At 35.9% G+C, this 20,457-nt stretch carries 17 protein-coding genes; 6 read left to right on the top strand and 11 right to left on the bottom strand.

Translation table 11 applies throughout. From position 1 onward, the window contains the following. Positions 1–180: 180 nt before the first annotated feature. The 5 genes from KO502_RS16760 to pspA form a co-directional block, all read right to left on the bottom strand. Complete coding sequence (locus KO502_RS16760; protein WP_216023723.1) at positions 181–1,308, bottom strand: YcjF family protein; 1,128 nt, start codon at positions 1,306–1,308, stop codon at positions 181–183. 27 nt (positions 1,309–1,335) lie between these two features. Continuing rightward, complete coding sequence (locus KO502_RS16755) at positions 1,336–2,841, bottom strand: YcjX family protein (protein ID WP_216023722.1); 1,506 nt, start codon at positions 2,839–2,841, stop codon at positions 1,336–1,338. Between the two features lie 260 nt (positions 2,842–3,101). Next, entirely contained in the window at positions 3,102–3,557 is a 456-nt protein-coding gene (pspC, locus tag KO502_RS16750; RefSeq protein WP_216023721.1) for an envelope stress response membrane protein PspC, read from the bottom strand. Continuing rightward, on the bottom strand, positions 3,554–3,781 hold the full coding sequence (pspB, locus tag KO502_RS16745; protein ID WP_216023720.1) for an envelope stress response membrane protein PspB: 228 nt from the start codon (positions 3,779–3,781) through the stop codon (positions 3,554–3,556). Before pspB ends, pspC begins: the two co-directional genes overlap by 4 nt. Positions 3,782–3,835: 54 nt before the next feature. After that, the gene (gene pspA / locus KO502_RS16740; protein ID WP_216023719.1) at positions 3,836–4,507 is read right to left on the bottom strand and encodes a phage shock protein PspA; all 672 of its coding nucleotides are present in this window, start codon (positions 4,505–4,507) and stop codon (positions 3,836–3,838) included. A gap of 308 nt (positions 4,508–4,815) precedes the next feature. On the opposite strand from pspA, the gene pspF reads away from it, so the two are divergent. From pspF to KO502_RS16710, 6 genes are all read left to right on the top strand, one after another. Further along, positions 4,816–5,946, top strand: a complete 1,131-nt coding sequence (pspF, locus tag KO502_RS16735) for a phage shock protein operon transcriptional activator (RefSeq protein WP_216023718.1) — start codon at positions 4,816–4,818, stop codon at positions 5,944–5,946. After that, entirely contained in the window at positions 5,936–7,648 is a 1,713-nt protein-coding gene (locus KO502_RS16730) for an ABC transporter substrate-binding protein (RefSeq protein ID WP_216023717.1), read from the top strand. The genes pspF and KO502_RS16730 overlap by 11 nt, the downstream gene beginning before the upstream one ends. A 1-nt stretch (position 7,649) precedes the next feature. Then, positions 7,650–8,678, top strand: a complete 1,029-nt coding sequence (locus tag KO502_RS16725; protein ID WP_216023716.1) for an ABC transporter permease subunit — start codon at positions 7,650–7,652, stop codon at positions 8,676–8,678. Beyond that, positions 8,668–9,561, top strand: a complete 894-nt coding sequence (locus KO502_RS16720; protein WP_216023715.1) for an ABC transporter permease subunit — start codon at positions 8,668–8,670, stop codon at positions 9,559–9,561. The genes KO502_RS16725 and KO502_RS16720 overlap by 11 nt, the downstream gene beginning before the upstream one ends. 112 nt (positions 9,562–9,673) lie before the next feature. Further along, positions 9,674–10,708 carry an oligopeptide/dipeptide ABC transporter ATP-binding protein gene (locus KO502_RS16715; RefSeq protein ID WP_216023714.1) on the top strand — a complete coding sequence of 345 codons (1,035 nt, stop codon included), beginning with the start codon at positions 9,674–9,676 and terminating at the stop codon, positions 10,706–10,708. 1 nt (position 10,709) lies between these two features. After that, positions 10,710–11,498, top strand: a complete 789-nt coding sequence (locus tag KO502_RS16710) for an ATP-binding cassette domain-containing protein (RefSeq protein ID WP_216023713.1) — start codon at positions 10,710–10,712, stop codon at positions 11,496–11,498. 129 nt (positions 11,499–11,627) lie between these two features. On the opposite strand, the gene KO502_RS16705 is transcribed toward KO502_RS16710, so the two are convergent. From KO502_RS16705 to tig, 6 genes are all read right to left on the bottom strand, one after another. Then, on the bottom strand, positions 11,628–13,538 hold the full coding sequence (locus KO502_RS16705) for a SurA N-terminal domain-containing protein (protein ID WP_216023712.1): 1,911 nt from the start codon (positions 13,536–13,538) through the stop codon (positions 11,628–11,630). A 229-nt stretch (positions 13,539–13,767) separates the two neighbouring features. Beyond that, a complete protein-coding gene (hupB, locus tag KO502_RS16700) occupies positions 13,768–14,040 on the bottom strand; it encodes a nucleoid-associated protein HU-beta (protein ID WP_011044534.1) in 273 nt (90 codons plus the stop codon). Between the two features lie 326 nt (positions 14,041–14,366). Beyond that, on the bottom strand, positions 14,367–16,715 hold the full coding sequence (gene lon, locus KO502_RS16695; RefSeq protein ID WP_216023711.1) for an endopeptidase La: 2,349 nt from the start codon (positions 16,713–16,715) through the stop codon (positions 14,367–14,369). A 245-nt stretch (positions 16,716–16,960) separates the two neighbouring features. Next, positions 16,961–18,241: an ATP-dependent protease ATP-binding subunit ClpX gene (gene clpX / locus KO502_RS16690; RefSeq protein WP_216023710.1), complete on the bottom strand. Its 1,281-nt coding sequence runs from the start codon at positions 18,239–18,241 to the stop codon at positions 16,961–16,963. Positions 18,242–18,319: 78 nt separating this feature from the next. After that, entirely contained in the window at positions 18,320–18,967 is a 648-nt protein-coding gene (gene clpP / locus KO502_RS16685) for an ATP-dependent Clp endopeptidase proteolytic subunit ClpP (protein WP_354668348.1), read from the bottom strand. 126 nt (positions 18,968–19,093) lie between these two features. Next, positions 19,094–20,401, bottom strand: a complete 1,308-nt coding sequence (gene tig / locus KO502_RS16680) for a trigger factor (RefSeq protein ID WP_216023709.1) — start codon at positions 20,399–20,401, stop codon at positions 19,094–19,096. Positions 20,402–20,457: the final 56 nt, after the last annotated feature.

The raw sequence follows: 20,457 nt of genomic DNA, 5'->3' as shown, positions 1-20,457 counted from the left end.
TATTAAAGGTACGTCGCCCTTGGGAGCTTGTTCGATGCACACTAACATCGTTAAATTTATTTGATTTAGAATGACTAAACCTAAACAAATTCGCCTTGTTATTGCACATCGAACATAGCTCTGAGTTGGGAAGAAATTTAATCAGATTGGTATTAAGCATTAGTTATTGCAAGTGCCATATTACTGCCCCTTAAGTAATGACTTAATTTGTTCCGCAATCTTTTTACGTACCTGAGTTAATTTAGGTTTTTCTTCAAAAGGTATAGGACGACATAACTCCATTGTTTTAGCACCTAATCTTGCAGTTAACATTCCAGCACCTAGCCCTTGAGCAAAACGGGATGACAATTTACCCATTAATTCTGCACCTAGCATGTCACTACCAAAATCAGCAATTAACTCACTCGCTCCTGCATAAGCCATATTTACAAAAACCTGCTTAATTAATTTAATACGGCTCCAATAGCTTAGTTTTAGACCATACAAGCCCGATATTTTATTTATCATACGTAAATTACGCGTAAACATAATAAGCATATCGATGATCGCTATAGGGCTTAGCGCAATTAATACAACGGCTTCCGTTGAAAATCTTGCTACTTCATTTAACGCTTTCTCATCTACTTTGCTTAGCACTACACGAGAATAGAGTTGTACAACTTCTGCAGAGCTATGTTCATTAGATACAGATTCACGCCAACTTTGCTGCTCTGTTTTAGCAACTGTTGTCATATCAAATACTAAATCACACGGTAAGCTATCACTTATATTATCGCAAAAGTCTTTGCCTCGTTGATTAGAGGTTTCTGTTACTTTACCCGCTTTGTTTTCTTGGGTAATAAACAACAACTCAACAGCTTGCGCTTTCATTTTCTGTCTGTTTTTAAAAGCTCTTAAGCCAACAAGCTCACGCCAGAAACTATTTACGCCAATAATAGTTAACGAGCCAAGCAAGGCAGCATAAATACTGGTAACAATAGGTGACTCAACAAAACCAACCACAAAAAAGTTATAGCTTTCAATGATCACTAAAGTTACTAAGGTCACCGCAATGATTCGCCACAACCAACTATTTTTTTTACCTTGTACACCCGTTATATCTTGCTCAAGATGCTCATTGAGTAATTCGTCTCGGCTATTTTTATCTAGCCCATTTTCATCAAGGGCTAAAGGAATATAATCGTTATTATCAAAAACAACTTGTTCGGTAACAGGCGAATCAACATTTGTACTGCTCGGATCTATAATTTTTTCGTCGAAAAGCACTTGTTGTTGCTGTAAATGTTCATCGTTATTATCTTGTTTCATATTTTTAATAATCATCTATTTAATAAATCAGGTCATTTTATCTGCGAGTAAAAATTGTAAAACTTGGTCCATACGAATATGCGGTAAACCATGATGCTTTTTAAGGCCATCAAGTGGTAAAAATTCGATAAAATTAAATTGATTATTTTGCCAAAATGAATCGGTTGGTAACTCATTGGGCACCGCCCCAGGAAATACTGTAATCTTTTTTCCAAAAACATTTGTTGTCGTTTTATTCTCGTTCTGTTCAGTACCTTGCTGGAATTTTTGCTCAGCGTTTTTAACCATACCCTGAATAACAGGCACTTCTTGACCATTATGCTGAGTTATTCCAGATGATGTTGCTTTTACAGAGGCAATCGCCAATGTTTTAACTTCAACCGACTCATAATTTAATTGTTGTTTATTTTGATGTATTAACTGATTTAATAAAGCCACCATAGGTGCATGTTGCTCTGGCGTTACATGATCAGCTTTTGTAGCAGCAAATAATAACTTGTCTATTTTAGGTGAAAATAACCGTGAGAATAAACCTGACTTGCCATAATGATAACTTTCTAAAATCATCGAAATAGCTAATTCTAAATCAGCAAAACTTGCTTTCCCTTGATTTAAAGGCTTTAAACAATCAGCTAAAACAATTTGCCGATCAAAACGAATAAAATGTTCTCGATAGAATTTACGAACAACTTGTTCTTTGTATTCTAAATAACGAGAGCGCAACATACCTATAAAACTGTCGTCAGGTGCATTTTGATATTCGTTAGCATCCAAGCCTTCTAAGGAAGGGAAAGGAAAAAACTCTAAAATAGGTGCGCCAGCTAAATCACCAGGTAAAATAAATCTTCCCGGCTGTATAACAGATAAACCTAAATCGTAACGAAAAGTCTGTAATAACTTAGTATATTCTTGTGCTAAGTCAGCAAGAAGCTCCTCACTCGCTGTTGAGAAAGGATCAATATCACCTAGTTTGGTTAAAAATTCTTTACTTAGCTCGGCTCTAGGCTCGCTTAACATTAATGCGTGCGTTTGCTCTGACCACTCTTGATAAGTTTGCTTTAACATAGGTAAATCAAGTAACCATTCACCTGGGTAATCAGTAATATCAAGTGTTAACGTTGCCATACTTGAGGCGTATTTCAATAAAGATTTTTTAGGCTGATAGCGAATAGCTAAACGCAACTCACTGATGCCATGCGTCGGTGCCGGCCAGTTTGCAGGCTCAGCAGTTAACGCCAACATTGCCGAGTCGTAATCAAAACGGGGAACATGAAAGTGCTTTTGTGGTATCCGCTTAGCCGCGATAAAATTCCCCTGATGAATGGGATCAAAAAAGCTCAACTGAGTGTGATTACCTTCATTAATTAATTGATTAACCAATGAGGTGATAAAAGCCGTTTTACCGCTACGACTTAAACCTGTAACAGCCAAAGTTACGTGTTGATCAATTGTACGGTTGAGCAACTCATTGGCTTTTTCTTTTATTTTAGAAAAACCACGTTTTTTGAGGGTCGATTTACTTAGTATTGCCATAAAGGTTAATTTACTTATATTACTATTACTGTATTTAGATTAAATCACGTTTTTTGTCATTAACGCAGTATTTCACAGCAAACATTCAGTAATTATTTTTTAAGAGAATAGGCAAATTAATATAGCTGACTTTCGTTTGTCATGAGGTTTATATAATGAACTTTTCTATAATGAATTAAAGTGTTAAATAATAAAACCTTTTAATTATATTACGTTAACTACATTAACTAAACTACATTAACTAAATTAGGTTAATGAGGTTACAGCTTATTAATCTCTCTTGCGACTGTAAATTCACTTGATGTTACATATTGCTCCATCGCCTGCACTTTCACTTCTAATGCTCGAAATTTACGATTAATGTCATATAACGCTTGCTTAGCAGGCTCACCAGCTTGCCACACTCTTGCTTTTACTTTAACAGAGCTATTATTTATATCTTCTGCTTTATTATTTGAAGAATTACTTTGATCTGAGCCTGATTGATCACTTTTTTCAGCTATTTTTTCTGGCTTTTTATCGAGAATAAACCAAGCAGCTAAATAACCAAAAATAAGAAAAGGCATACCAAAAAGTACACCAGAAACGACTAAAATTCTCACTAGCCATGTTTCCCAACCAAAGTAATCTGCAATACCTGCACATACGCCGGCTATTTTTCCTTTGTCAGCATCTCGGTACAACTCAGTCCTTCGTCGGTTTGTTTGACGACTCATAATTTATTTCTCCAACGAGGTGTTTCTACATCTAAAATCGCTTCAAGAGTTTTTATTCGCTCAGCCATAGAATCGGCTACTTCTGATAACTCTGATAATTGAATATATTCTTCTTGGCTTAATCCTTGATTCACTTGCTTTTTACTACGGTAATGCAGCACCAACCATATTGGCGCAACAACAACTAAAAATATAATCACGGGGGCGATAATAATCTCTTCCACAATACTTCTCCTTAATTTTAGGCATAACTTGAAACTTAATTTTACACCTTATTTTTAAACCGACTCGTTCTTAGTTTTCATTTTCGCTTTCAATTGCGCTAACTCATCATCAACTTTTGCATCGGTTTCAAGGTCCGCTATCTCATCAGATAAAGACTTACTACCTATATCATACGACTCTACTTCAGCTTCAATATCATCAATTTTACGCTCATAATGCTCAAAGCGGTTTAGTGCATTATTAACTCGCGTACCGTGAATATTTTCTTTAACCTTTAATCGAGCATTTGCCGAATTTTCTCGAGCAATCATCGCTTTTTGTCGTGCTTTCGCATCTATTAGCTTGTCTTGCAATTGAGATACTTCATCTTGTAGCTTATTAAGGTGTTCTTGCGTATAAGCTAATTCTTCACTTAAGGTTTGCGCGTTTTCACTGCTTTTATTTTTTTCTATTAACGCCGCTCTAGCTAAATCTTCGCGCTCTTTAGACAAAGCTAATTCTGCTTTTGCTTGCCATTGCTCAGCATCTTGTTCAAAGCGACTTATTTGGCGTGATAATTCTTTTTTATCTGCCAATGTTTTTGCTGAAACAGAGCGTACTTCAACTAAAGTATCTTCCATCTCTTGAATGATCAAGCGTACCATTTTTTTAGGATCTTCAGCTTTGTCTAACAAACTATTAATATTAGAATTAATAATATCGGTGAATCTTGAAAAAATACTCATTATACTGTCCTTTTAATAAATGGCTTAAACTAAACCGCTGCTCTACATTAATTTACATTGAACTAGTGATTTTCTTTTTAAATAAACGCATCAATTGAGCATGAGTTTAATCAAAAAGTAATGATTAATTAGTGATGTATTAACCGTGAATCATTACATTTTTATATTCATTTATTGCGCCAACTGTAAATAAAAACGTAACCCATTGTTTTAGTTTACATTATTATTTTATTAAAAAAGTCTTTAAAGCACTCAAGTAATGAAATAAACTATTTATTAGTGAAAAAAACCAACAATTAGAGTTCGCTATGGCGCGTTTTAACCAACAAGATAATCTACTTGGCCAATCAAACAGCTTTTTAGAAGTACTCGAACAAATTTCGCAAATTGCTAGCTTAAGTAAGCCTGTCCTCATTATCGGTGAGCGTGGTACCGGTAAAGAGCTTGTAGCTGCCCGTCTCCATTATTTATCTAAACGCTGGGAACAAAGTTACTTAAAACTTAACTGTGCCGCCTTAAATGAAAATCTACTTGAAACTGAATTATTTGGCTATGACAGCGGCGCATTTACTGGCGCTAATAAGCGCCATGAAGGTCGATTTGAGCGTGCCGATAAAGGCACTTTATTTTTAGATGAAATTGCGAACACCTCTGGATTAATTCAAGAAAAATTACTTCGTGTTGTAGAATACGGTGAATTTGAACGTGTTGGCGGCTCTAAAACAATTCAGACAGATGTTCGTTTAATTGCAGCAACTAACGAAGACTTACCTAGCTTGGCGGCTGCAGGATTATTTAGAGCAGACTTATTAGACAGGCTAGCATTTGATGTTATTACCCTGCCTCCTCTACGAGAACGTTTAGACGACATTTTAATGCTGGCAGAACATTTTGCCATTAACATGGCACGTGAATTAGAGTTTGAACTATTCAGTGGTTTTACCGAAAAAGCAAAACGCAGCTTACTTGAATATCATTGGCCGGGAAATATTCGTGAGTTAAAAAATGTGGTTGAGCGAAGTGTATATCGTTGTAATAATCCACATTTACCTGTGCATGAATTAATTATTGACCCTTTCGAGTCTCCATTTAGACCTAAACAACAAGTTAAAACACGCGATAACAACATATTAACCTCCGACAAAAAAATAACTAAAAGCGCCATAGACTCTGATTTATCAAATGTCTTAAATGAAGTATTAAGCGATATAGATAACAACTTACCACCCACTGTACCTAAGCCAATTAGCCAGCCATTTCCGCAATCTTTAAAAACGTTATCGCAAGATTACGAGATTGAATTAATACAATCGGCACTAGCCTATTGTCAATTTAATCAAAAGAAGACTGCAGAAGCGCTCGAATTAACTTATCATCAGCTAAGAGGCTACTTAAAAAAATACAACTTGCTTGATGGCAGTAACAACAATGAACTTTAATTTCTTCTCTATTTTCACCTTAGTCACTTTTACGTCACTGCTGTCGGGCTGTAACGATGGTGATAAACTGACCTTAAGTGAGCGAAGTATTATCTATTGCTCTGAAGGCCCACCTGAAACTTTTAATCCTCAGCTAAGTATTTCAGGTACAACAACGGATGCAACATCTAAGCAGTTGTATAATCGCCTTTTAGTTTTTAAGGGCAAGAACAACATATTAGCTCCATCGTTAGCAAAGTCATGGCATGTTACTCATGATGGTAAAAAAATAACACTTTATCTTCGTCAAGATGTTAGTTTTCACCAAACCAATTACTTTACTCCAAAAAGACTATTTAATGCTGATGATGTGTTATTTAGTTTTAATAGAATATTAAGCAAAAATAATGCTTATCATAATGTTTCTAGTGGCCAATACCCATTTTTTGAAAGTATTAAATTTAATGAATTAGTCGATAAAGTTGAAAAAATAAATGATCATACCGTGCGTTTCATATTAAAACGCAACGATAGTTCTTTTTTAGCTAATTTAGCGACCGATTACGCCGTAGTTTTATCAGCAGAATATGCGCAACAACTCAGTGCCAATAACAATCAACATAATATAGATATTTTACCGATTGGCACCGGCCCTTTTAAATTAAAAGATTACCGTGTTGGTTCATTTATCCGTTTTTATCGCCATGATGATTACTGGCAGGGAAAAGCACATATTGAACAACTCGTTTATGATATTTCGCCAAGTAAAACTAGTCGATTAACTAAGTTTTTAGCCAAAGAATGTGATGTTAGCAGTTACCCTATTGCGCATAAAAAAATAACGGATAGAAAAGATTTAACTCTAGAGTCTATTACTTCTTTGAATGTTGGCTACCTAGGCTTTAACACGCAAAAACCGCCTTTTAATGACAAAGCAGTACGCCAAGCCGTTAGCTTGGCAATCAATAAACAAGCGCTTATTGAGACGGTTTATCAAGACCAAGCGACTCGTGCTAAGTCAATACTGCCAGAAACCTCGTGGGCTTATGATAATAATATCACCGAGATAAGTTATGATCCCAAAAGAGCTAAAGCTTTATTAGCTAGTGCCGGTTATAGTCAAGGAATTAGTATAGATTTATGGGCAATGCCACTACAACGAGCATACAACCCTAACGCCATAACAATGGCAAAACTCATTCAAAACGACTTAAAGAAAATAAACATAAAAGTTAATATTATTAGCTATGAATGGACGGCTTTTTTACGTCGTTTATCACAAGGTGAGCATCAAAGCTTTTTATTAGGTTGGACAGCAGATAACCCTGATCCAGATAACTTTTTTACGCCAATGCTCAGTTGTTCAGCCACCGATAAAGGCAGTAACCATACCTTTTGGTGTAATAAAAAATATGACCAATTACTTTCTAGCGCTCTGCACACATCGGATATAAATAAAAGAAAGTCATATTACACCAAAGCAATGGCAATTATTAAAGAAGAAGCCCCTTTACTACCTATCGCCCATTCAAAACGCTTTCAAGCACGTGATATAAATATTGAAGGTGATATACTGGAGTATTTTGGTGGTATAAATTTTTATCAGGTATCTAAGCGTGTGTCTAAAAAAGTGGATGGTAAGGCGTTAAACAACACGACGATGATTTCTTCGCCAAAAATAATTGACAAAGAAACTATGCCTATTGAAAAGGTGAATAATTAGTATGTTAACATTTACCTTACGCAGGCTTAGTTTGTTCGTTTTTACTATGTTAGTACTAACAATGCTGTCATTTAGTTTAAGCTTTTTATTTCCAGGTGATACAGTGATTAATCATTCTGGACAAATTAACGCGAGTGCTGAAGAGTTAGCTGAGTTAAACAAGTCTTATCACATGGATCAGAGCATCATAAGTCAATATGGCGCTTACTTAAAACATATTTTAAATGGTGATTTTGGTTTATCAGCGGTGAATCAATCATCCATTAGCCATGACATTTTAAAATTACTTCCTGCCACTATAGAGCTAAGTTTAGTAGCATTACTGATTGCTATGTTAATTGGTATTCCTCTGGGGTTTGTCGCTGCAATTTATCATAATAAAATTGCAGATAGTGCTATTTTATCATTGGCTATGCTAGGCTATTCAATACCTGTGTTTTGGCTTGGTTTACTGGCAATACTTTTCTTTTCAATAGGCCTTGGGTGGCTGCCCTCTTCTGGTCAAATTAGTCTGTTATTTGAAATTAAATTTGTTACCGGTATTCAATTAATTGATATTTTACTTAGTGATAGTCCCTATAAATGGCAAGCTTTTAGAGACGCAAGTTTACATATTATTTTGCCAGCTTGTGTCATCGCTGTTGCCCCCGCCACTATTTTTATTCGTTTATCTAGGGCCTCAATGATTGACGTGTTAGCCTCAAGCTATATTAGAGCTGCTCGCGCAAAAGGTTTAAACTTCAGACAAATAATATTTCGCCACGCGACGCGTAATGCCTTAATTCAAATAATACGGCATGTTGGTTTGCAATTCGCTAACTTGGTAACAATTGCCATGGTAACAGAAGTTATTTTTAGTTGGCCGGGTATTGGCCGTTGGTTGATTGAAAGTATTTATCAGCGTGACTATTCTGCTATTCAAAGTGGCTTACTAGTACTATCTTGCTTTATTTTTATAATTCATATTTTAATCGACTTTATTTATGCTGGTCTTAATCCATTAGCGCGAGGTAATAAGTATGGCTCGTGAAAAAGTATATCTTGAAGAGGTTTTTCCTTCACCGTTTATGCAGTTATGGGCTATTTTTCGTAAAACCCCGGTTGCTATGCTGGGCTTCTGCTGTTTCACTTTTTTAGTTGTATTAGCCATTTTTGCTCCAATAATTGCCCCTTACAATCCGATAGATGGCAATTTGGATATGATATTAGTACCTCCCGCCTGGCATGAAGACGGTAATGTTAGTTACTTATTGGGTACAGACGATCTTGGTCGAGATATGTTATCTCGATTAATGTACGGTACGTCACTTACCTTTGGCCTTAGCTTTATTGTGGTGGTGTTTTCATTAGTGATTGGCGTAGTTATTGGCTCTTTATCGGCGTTAACCAGCGGTTTCAAATCAAGCTTTTTAAACCATTTTCTTGATGTTGTTTTATCCATTCCATCATTACTGCTAGCAATAATTATTGTTGCAATTTTGGGCCCAGGTATTAGCAATACCGTTTGGGCTGTTGCCATTGTATTTATTCCTCAATTTATCCATATAACTCGATATGCAGTAAAAGAGGAGTTCAGAAAAGATTATGTACTTGCCTCACGTTTAGATGGCGCCAGTAATTTTCGTATTCTGTATTACTCTGTTTTTCCTAATATTGTTGAACGCTTAATGAGCCAAGCAACCCTTGCTCAATCGGCAGCAATATTAGATATTGCTACCTTAGGTTTTTTAGGACTTGGCGCACAAATTCCATTACCAGAATGGGGATCAATTTTAGCGAATGGTCTTGAGCGTTTTTATATTGCTCCTTGGACCGTTTACTTGCCAGGTTTAGCTATATTATTTGCTGTTGTTGCTACCAACTTAGTTGGTGAAGGTATACGCCATGCGCTTAAATTACGTAAGGATAATTAAATATTATGTTATTAGTTATCAAAAATTTTCAATGGCCGACAGTTATCATTAATTTTTTATCATTCTTTGCCATATCAAATACTTTTCTTAAACGAGACGGTAAGTAGCTATTATGAATTTACTCGATATTAGAAATTTATCTATTGAACTTGATACACCGTCAGGCCGTGTGTTTGCGGTAGACCGAATAAGTTTATCTATTAAAGAAAGTGAAGTACGTGGTTTAGTGGGCGAATCTGGCTCTGGTAAATCACTGTTAGCACAAGCCATAATGGGAGTTTTACAACCTAAATGGCATGTACATGCCGACAGGTTTCATTGGCGAGGTATCGATTTATTACGTTTAACAATTGCTGAACGCAAAGCCCTTCTTTGTCGTGATATTGCGATGATATTTCAAGAGCCTATGAGTTGTTTAGATCCAACAACATTAGTCGGCGAGCAATTAAGTGAAGCTATAGATAGAACACAATTAACTGGTAATTTTTGGCAACGTAAAAAACAACGTAAAGAAGCAGTAATAAGGTTATTGCATAAAGTTGGCATTCAAAAGCATAGCCAATGTATGAAAAGTTACCCACATCAATTAACAGAAGCATTATGCCAACGCGTGATGATTGCTATAGCGCTTGCTGGTAGACCCATTTTATTGATTGCTGATGAGCCAACTGCGGCAATGGAAAGTACTAATCAAGGACAAATTTTTAGATTACTAGCTAACTTAAATCAATTTAAAAATATGTCTATTTTATTAATAAGTCATGACTTAGAGAATCTAACTAACTGGACTCATAACATCACTGTAATGTACAGCGGACAATTTGTAGAGGCAGGAACTACTGAGCAAATTTTTAATCACCCAATGCACCCTTATACGCAAGCACTAGTAGGTAGTAGTACTAAAGCTAATTTACAAGTACCTACAAAATCACGTTTAATGACATTACCTGGTAGCATTCCAATTTTACAACATTTACCTATCGGTTGTAGATTAGGCCCACGTTGCCCAAGAGCTCAAAAAACGTGTGTTGAAGTACCTGATGTTAGTAATTTTCATGGTCATAAAGTCAGCTGTCATTTTCCTTTGATTAAAGAGCCAAGAAAAAAATCATCGATAAAGTACAAAGTAGATAGCGGAGCTAATTAATATGACTATTTTATTAGAAGCTAAAGATATATCAAAGTCATTTAAGCTAAAAGGCTACTGGTATCATAAACGGACTTTCGATGCATTACTGCCACTTTCTTTTACGCTCGAATCTAAAAAAACTTTGGCAATTGTAGGTGAAACAGGAGCAGGTAAATCAACGTTAGCAAAAATATTAGTTGGTGCTGAAATACCGAGTACTGGCACTATATCACTAAATGGCCGCTCTTTAGAAAACCAACGTTTTAAGCAACGATGTCAACAAATTCGTATGATATTTCAAGACTCAGGAACAACATTAAACCCTAGTTTAACGATACAAGAATTACTTGATGAACCATTAACCTTAAATACTAATTTAGATGAAAAACAGCGTTACCAATTAATTAGAACAACGTTACATAAAGTAGGGTTACTGGGTGATCATATGAATTTTTACCCTCACATGTTCTCTGGTGGTCAGAAACAGCGTATATCACTAGCTAGAGCAATTATCTTACAGCCACAAGTTATCATCTTAGATGAAGCGTTAGCAGCCTTAGATCCATCATTACGCTCGCAAATGATTAATTTATTACTCGACTTACAACAACAAATGGGACTCGCTTATATCCTCATCTCTCATAATTTAGGCATTGTACGCCACTTTAGCGATGATGTGATGGTGCTATCACAAGGTGAAGTCGTTGAGTCAGGAAAAACCATCGAAGTAATGCGTAAACCACAACATAAAGTGACTCAAAAACTAATGACCAGCCAAAATTTCCTTTTAAGGCCTTCAAAAAGATAAACTAAATTTTATTAGGTGATCAGTAATTTAACGGACTTGGTATTATTAGTAATTACACCCATAAAAAAGCCGATAGTAAATTATTACTATCGGCTTTTTTTATCGTATAAGCGATATATGCACTAAAGATTAATAAACCGGTGTTGGCTCAGCAATTTCTTTACGTGTAATTTTAGCCTCTGCTTTTAACGAGTTTACAAAGCTTTGGTACGCTGACTGTGCTAATTGCGCTGTTTGTTGTTGTGCTAAGTTAGGTGCTGCAGGTGCGTCATTAACTGCTACCCCTGTTACTTCAACTAACGCTAAATCACCATTACTTAATGCCACGCTTGATGCTGATACAGCACCATTAACAGGGTGTGGTAATACAAACGCCGCACGGCTAATACTCTGATCAATCGTTGGGCTATAACGGGTAATTTCTTCTTCACTAACAAAATTCGCATTAAGGGCTGAAAGTTGTTCTTCAATATCAACACCTGATTTAAAGTCAGCTAATAATAAATCAACCGTTTGTTGTGCTAACTCGGTAGATTTTTGATTCACTAAAATATCTTTAATTTGTGCTTCAACTTCTGATAATGGTTTAATATTAGCTTCTTTAAATTCATTAAGTCGTAAAACAACCACAAGATCGTCGCTTATTTCAATCAAGTCTGAGTTCATGTTTTCTTGTAATACTAAATCAGAAAAAGCAGCATCAATTACGTTTTGTTGATTAAAAGGCGCAACATTACCTGCACGTAATAACCAAGGAGATGTTTGTATCTCAACGTTAACTTCAGCAGCGGCATCTTCTAGGCTATCAGGAAATTCAAAGCTAAGGCGAGCCATTTCTTGCTGTAAAGCGAAAAATTTATTTTGTGCTTGTTCATCACTAAGTCTAGCGCGTAAGTCACTTTCTACTTCAGCTAATGTTTTAACAACATCTTTTTTATAATCCGTTAATTTTAATACGTGATAACCAAAGCTAGTTTCAACTAAACCACTGGTATCGCCAACATTAACTAAAGCTAACGCAGCAGCATCAAAACTTTCTTCCATAACTCCAGGATCTAACCATTCTAAATCACCGCCATTGTCACCGCTAAAAGTATCATTCGATAATTCTTTGGCTAAAGCAGCAAAGTCTTCACCTTGCTCCAGTCTATCAAGTACTGATTGCGCCTGCATTTTAGCTGACTCTGTATCGTCTTCATTGAACTCAATAAGTATATGAGAAATACGACGTTGTTCAGGATCAGTAAAGTTAGCTAAGTTTTCTTGATAATATTTAGCTACCTCTTCATCGCTAATGGTAATTTCTTGTGCAATATCGGCAACATTTAAACTGATGTAATTTACTTTAACTTGCTCTTTATTTTCAAAACGCGTTTGATTTGCTAAGTAATAATTATTAATTTCATCGTCTGTTAACTCTATACCTGATTTAAATTGCTCTGCAGCAATTGTCGCATATCTGATATTACGTGTTTGATTTTGTAATGCTAACTGTAATTTCTCTTGGTAAGGTAAATTAAATTCACTACCAACTAATGCTTGGCTTAACTGACGACGTGTCATTTCAACACGAATATAATCTCGAAAATCTGATGATTGAAAAAATCCAGATTGATTAATAATGGCTAAATAACGGTTGTTATCAAAAACGCCGTCTACTTGAAATTCAGGCATTTCACGAATGGTTTCTTTTAAACGCTTATCAGAAACAATAATCGCAAGATCTTCACTACTTTGATCAATTAACTTTTCGCTAATTAAATTATCTAAAACCCCTTGACGGAAGTTAGCCATATAAGCGGCATCGTTTGATAATGTATCAAACATTTCACCAAATTGTTGCGACATACGTGCACGCTGTGATTGGTATGCTTGATTAAATGCTTGTTGAGTAATATCTTCACCATTAACGGTAGCAACCGAGGTGTCAACTGAATTACTATAACTACCAACACCTGCAACAGCGAAAGTAAGGATAATCAAGCCAAGAATAACTTTAGCTGTAACCCCTTGTGATTTTTCACGAATTTGTTCTAACATTGCTTTCTCTTTTTTTAGACCTAACACTCTAGGTTTAATTATCTTAAATTAATATTGCTCGCGATTCTAGCAGATGATAAGCATCCCTTGAAGCATAACATGAGCAAAATATCATTTATTTATAATACTTTTCAGATTTTTTATAAGACTGTTCAGATATAGTCGCTATAAAGTAAAAAACCACCTAAAGGTGGTTTTTTTAATACGCGGTATAACTTAATCTTTTTGATTAGTTACATGCGTCTTTTAATGCTTTACCCGCTTTGAATGATGGGATTTTAGCAGCAGCGATTTGAATAGTAGCCCCAGTTTGTGGGTTACGACCAGTTCTTGCAGCACGGTCACGTACTGAGAAAGTACCAAAACCAACAAGAGCAACTTGCTCGCCATCTTTTAACTCATCAGTTACTGCGCCAATAAATGAATCTAATGCACGACCCGCAGCAGCTTTTGAAATGTCTGCACCAGCAGCAATTTTCTCTATCAGTTGAGATTTATTCACAGTGTATACCCCTTAAATTGTTTTTATGCAGCGCCATCCTTTATATTAATGCAATGAATAAAAAATTTTATATAATTGCTTGAGGCGTTGAGTTTAGAAATTATCTTATGTTTCTTAGAACCTTTATTCATCTATGCTATTCGGCTATAAATTTTAGTTATACAGCCCAATATTTCATAGCGAGTAAGGGGTCTAGCGATATAAGCGTAGTTAACTTACCATAGTTTCAGCGTTTGAAAAGCGATAATTTCATTTTTTTGCAAAATTTTTAACTTTTTTGACCTTTTTAGTGATAAATCAACAAAAAAGGTCAACATTTGAGCTATTTACTTTTCTACCTTCCATTGTTCTACAGGGTTTTCAAGTGCTATCGCCAGCACTTCATCTATCCATTTTACTGGGTGTATAGCTAATTCAGCTTTAACATTATCAGGTATTTCTTGTAGATCACGTTCATTTTCATGTGGAATAATTACGGTTTTTATCCCTCCGCGATGTGCCGCAAGTAATTTTTCTTTTAAACCACCGATAGCAAGTACTTCACCACGTAATGTTATTTCACCTGTCATTGCAACATCAGCTTTTACAGGATTACCTGTTAAACTTGAGACAAGTGCAGTACACATTCCAACACCAGCACTCGGACCATCTTTTGGTGTTGCGCCTTCAGGTACGTGTACATGGATATCACGTTTCTCATAAAAATCTTCATTAATGCGTAATTTTTCAGTGCGACTGCGAACAACCGTCATTGCTGCTTGAATAGATTCTTGCATTACATCACCAAGCGAGCCTGTATAAGTTAATTTACCTTTACCAGGAACAGATGCTGTTTCAATCGTTAATAATTCACCACCCACTTGTGTCCATGCTAAACCTGTCACTAAACCTACACGATTTTCATCATCAGCTTTACCGTAATCAAAACGTTGTACCCCCAAGAACTCGTTTAAATTATCTTGAGTGATAGTCACTTTCTTAATGTTTTTATCAAGTAAGATTGTTTTAACGGCTTTACGACATAATTTAGAGATTTCACGCTCTAAACTACGTACACCCGCTTCACGAGTGTAATAACGAATAATACCAACAATAGCACTGTCATCTATTTCAATTTCTTTAGCTTTTAAACCATTACGCTCAATTTGCTTATCAAGTAAATGACTCTTAGCAATATTTAACTTTTCATCTTCGGTATAACCTGAAAGACGAATAACCTCCATACGGTCTAATAGCGGCCCAGGAATATCCATACTGTTCGAGGTTGCAACGAACATCACATCAGATAAATCATAATCTACTTCTAAATAGTGATCGTTAAATGAGGTGTTTTGTTCTGGATCTAGCACTTCAAGTAACGCTGAAGCGGGATCGCCACGCATATCTGATGCCATTTTGTCGATTTCATCTAATAAAAACAGTGGGTTTTTAACCCCAACTTTTGATATTTTTTGAATTAGTTTACCTGGTAATGAGCCAATATAAGTGCGTCTATGACCACGTATTTCCGCTTCATCACGTACCCCGCCCAAAGCCATACGAACATATTTACGCCCTGTTGATTTAGCAATAGATTGACCAAGAGATGTTTTACCAACACCTGGAGGTCCAACTAAACATAAGATAGGGCCTTTTAGCTGAGCTACACGTTGTTGCACGGCTAGGTATTCAAGAATACGTTCTTTAACTTTATCTAAACCGTAATGGTCTTTATCAAGTACTTCTTGAGCAAGCGCAAGGTTACGCTTTAACTTGCTACGTTTTTTCCACGGAACATTAATCATGCATTCGATGTAACTGCGTACAACAGTCGCTTCAGCAGACATAGGTGACATCATTTTAAGCTTTTGAAATTCAGCTAACGTTTTATCTTTTGCTTCAGCGGGCATTTGCGCATCTTCAATACGCTTTGCCATTTGTTCAAGTTCATCTGGAGTTTCTTCGCCTTCATTTAATTCTTTTTGAATGGCTTTCATTTGCTCATTCAAGTAATAATCACGTTGGCTTTTTTCCATTTGCTTTTTAACACGAGTACGAATTTTTTTCTCAACTTGTAATAAATCGATTTCGCCTTCCATTAATGCCATTAAATGTTCTAAACGGGCATTAACATCAATTATCTCTAATACTTTTTGCTTGTCTGCTAATTTTAACGGCATGTGTGCCGCCATCGTATCAGCAAGTTGTTCAGCGTCATCAATTCCAGAAACAGAGGTAAGTACTTCCGGTGGAATTTTTTTATTAAGTTTTACGTACCCTTCAAATTGAGAAATTGCCGAGCGAATTAATACTTCAATTTCATCATTAAGTTCAGTACTTGGCGTTACATATTCAATTTCTGCACTAAAGAACTCTTCTGTTTCAACGAATTTTTTAATACTTGCACGCTGTACACCTTCAACCAGCACCTTAACTGTGCCATCAGGTAGCTTTAACATTTGCAATATGGTGGCTACGGTTCCGGTGTTATAAACATCATCAGCTTTAGGATCGTCAATAGCAGCATCTTTTTGAGCGACTAAAAACACTTGTTTGTCTTGTTCCATAGCTAAGTCGAGACAGCGAATAGACTTTTCACGTCCGACAAAAAGTGGAATAACCATTTGAGGATAAACAACAACATCTCTTAAGGCTAAAACGGGGATCTCAACGACACCAGATAATTCTTTACTCATTGGCTACTCTTCTTGGAAATGATTTAAATTAGTGGAAAAAATAAAACTATAAATTATATATGGGGCTCGGGCGTTAACTTTCAACAAGAGATAAAAAATAAAGCTAAAATGTTCATTTTGAATCAAAAAAACCTCAACCAATAAATTAACCCTAACGTAATTATATACGTACAAATTAACTATTGATTGAGGTTTTTAGAGTGATGTAAAAATTTACATCATAACAATTACTTTAAAAAGAAAACTTATTTAACTGCCTTTTCTTTTTTCGTTTGTTTACTATCGTAAATAACAAGCGGCTTACTCTCACCTTTAATGGTGTTTTCATCAACGACTATTTTGCTGACGTCTTCCATTGATGGCAACTCGTACATAGTATCGAGTAAAACAGCTTCGACAATAGAACGTAAACCACGTGCACCTGTCTTTCTGTCCGTTGCTTTTTTAGCAATCGCAAATAATGCATCTTCTCTAAATTCTAATTCAACATTTTCCATGTCAAACAGCGCACTAAATTGTTTAGTTAGTGCATTTTTAGGCTCTTGCAATATTTGAATTAATGCTGCTTCATCAAGCTCACGTAATGTTGCTAGTACAGGTAAACGTCCAATAAACTCAGGGATTAAACCATACTTAACTAAATCTTGAGGCTCTACTTCAGCTAAACTATCAGTTAATGATTTTTCTTGATCTTTACCACGTACTTCAGCACCAAAACCAATACCAGTGCCTTTTTGATTACGTTGTTCAACAACTTTATCTAAACCGGCAAATGCACCACCACAAATAAACAAGATTTTAGACGTGTCTACTTGTAAAAACTCTTGCTGCGGATGCTTACGTCCACCTTGCGGAGGAACAGAAGCAACGGTACCTTCAATAAGCTTCAATAGTGCTTGCTGAACACCTTCACCAGAAACATCACGGGTAATGGATGGATTGTCTGATTTACGTGAAATTTTATCAATTTCATCAATGTAAACAATACCACGTTGAGCTTTTTCTACATCGTAATCACACTTTTGCAATAACTTCTGAATGATATTTTCAACATCTTCACCAACATAACCGGCTTCGGTTAATGTTGTAGCATCAGCCATAGTAAAAGGAACATCTAATAAACGTGCTAAGGTTTGTGCTAATAATGTTTTACCACTACCTGTAGGCCCAATGAGTAAAATATTACTTTTACCTAGTTCAACGCCATTATGGGTATCACCATTTCTTAATCGCTTATAATGATTATAAACCGCAACGGCTAAAACCTTTTTAGCATGATCTTGACCAATAACGTATTCGTCTAAGCTTTCACGTATCTCAACAGGAGAAGGTAACGCCTTTTTATTTTCTTTTGGCGAAATATCAGAAATTTCTTCGCGAATAATATCGTTACACAGCTCTACACATTCATCACAAACAAATACTGATGGGCCAGCAATTAATTTACGTACTTCATGTTGGCTTTTGCCACAAAACGAGCAGTAAAGTAACTTACCATTATCGCCACCACTTTTAATATCGGTCATGCCCTACCTCTAAACATTTAATACAAATAAATCCATTTATTTTCAATCTATACTTTTTATATAGTATACACCGAAATCCTATTTATCGTTACGTTGTTCTAATATGGAGTCAACTATACCATATTCAACCGCAGCTTCTGCACTTAAAAAATTATCTCGGTCTGTATCATGAGAAACTTTCTCTAAAGTTTGTCCTGTATGATCAGCCATTAATTTATTAAGTTTTTCTTTTATGAATAAAATTTCTTTTGCGTGAATTTCAAAATCAGATGCTTGACCTTGAAAACCACCTAACGGTTGATGAATCATTACACGAGCGTTAGGTAAACAATAACGCTTGCCCTTCTCACCACCAGACAATAAGAATGCGCCCATACTTGCCGCTTGACCAATACAAACAGTACTGATGTTAGGTTTAATAAATTTCATTGTATCATAAATTGCCATACCTGCAGTTACAGAGCCACCCGGCGAATTTATGTATAGAAAAATGTCTTTATCTGGACTTTCTGATTCTAAGAACAATAATTGTGCAATGATCAGATTAGCCATGTGGTCTTCAACTTGACCACAAAGGAATATAACACGCTCTTTTAACAGCCTTGAGTAAATATCATACGAACGTTCACCTTTAGGTGTTTGTTCCACAACCATTGGTACTAAAGCGCTCTCAATACCGGTTGAGTTGTTTTGTGATGATAACTGAGATGTGCTTTGTGATGTAATTTGAGAATTAAACAAGAGTATACCTTCCCTTTGTAAATAAAAATGGCCTGTATGTTGCCATACAAGCCATTGAATTTAAGCGATTGCTAAGTCTATTGTCAACGTAAAACTACGATAAATTTAATATTACTTGGCTTCTGGATTCATTATTTCATTGAAAGTAGCTTTTTTGTTTTTAACTTTAGCATTTTCAACAAGTAATTCTACCGCTTGCTCTTCTAAAGCAACATTTTGCATTTGTTGCATTAGTTCTTTGTTATTTGCGTAGTATTCAATAACTTCTTTTGGATCTTCATAAGCTGAAGCTGCAGTAGCAATTAACTCGTCTACTTTAGCGTCGTCAACTTTAAGTTCGTTAATTTTAATAACTTCACCTAAAAGTAAACCAATCTTAACACGACGTTCTGCTTGCTCTGTAAACATTTCAGCAGGAAGTTCTGGTAAGTTATTAGGGTCCATTTGACCTTGGAAACGTTGAAGTGCTTGCTGACGTAAAACATCTACTTCTTGAGCTACTAATGCTGACGGTAAATCAACTTCGTTTGCAGCAAGTAAACCGTCAATTACTTGTGTTTTAACTTTAGCTTTAACCGCTTGAGTTAATTCACGCTCCATGTTTTTACCAACTTCAGTACGTAAGGCTTCAACACCACCTTCTTCAATACCAAAAAGTTTAGCAAACTCTTCATCAATTTCAGGAAGTACAGGGCCTTCTGTTTTATGAAGAACAATATCAAACTCAGCTTCTTTACCTTTTAAGTTTTCAGCATGGTAATCATCTGGGAAAGTAACTTTAATAGTTTGCTCTTCGCCAGCTTTCATTCCTGTAACTTCTTTTTCAAAACCAGGGATCATACGACCAGCACCTAGTTCTAATTCAAAACCTTCAGCTTTGCCACCTTCAAACTCTTCACCGTCAACACGACCAGTAAAATCAAGAGTTAGCTTATCGCCTTTCTTAGTTTTGCGCTTGTTTTCTTTCCATGTTTGGTGTTGCTTTTGTAGCGTCACAAACATTTCATCTAAATCAGCTTCAGTAACTTCCACTTTTGGACGTTCAATAGCGATTTTATCTAAATCTTTTAATTCAACTACAGGGTAAACTTCAAAAGTTGCTTCAAACTCTAATGCTTTGCCATCTTCATTGCTTTTAGCAACAAATGAAGGACGACCAGCAGGGTTGATTTTTTCTGCAACAATAGCATCAACAAAGTTACGTTGCATAAGCTCACCAGCAACTTCTTGACGTACTGATTTACCGTAACGTTTTTGAATAACCGACGGTGGAACTTTACCAGGACGGAAACCGTTAATACGCTGTGTTTTACTAATTTGACGAAGACGGTTGTTAACTTCTACATCTACTTTTTCGGCTGGAACAGAAATAGTCAAACGACGTTCCAAACCTTGTGTAGTCTCAACTGAAACTTGCATTTAAATACCTCAAAAACTTAGCGTATTACGCTTTTTACGCATCAAATAACCGCCAG

This window comes from Colwellia sp. E2M01 (genome assembly GCF_018860585.1).
Classification (GTDB): Bacteria; Pseudomonadota; Gammaproteobacteria; order Enterobacterales; family Alteromonadaceae; genus Colwellia.
The sequence above is the reverse complement of the archived record's forward strand: the minus strand, read 5'-3'. Positions and strand labels throughout refer to the sequence as shown.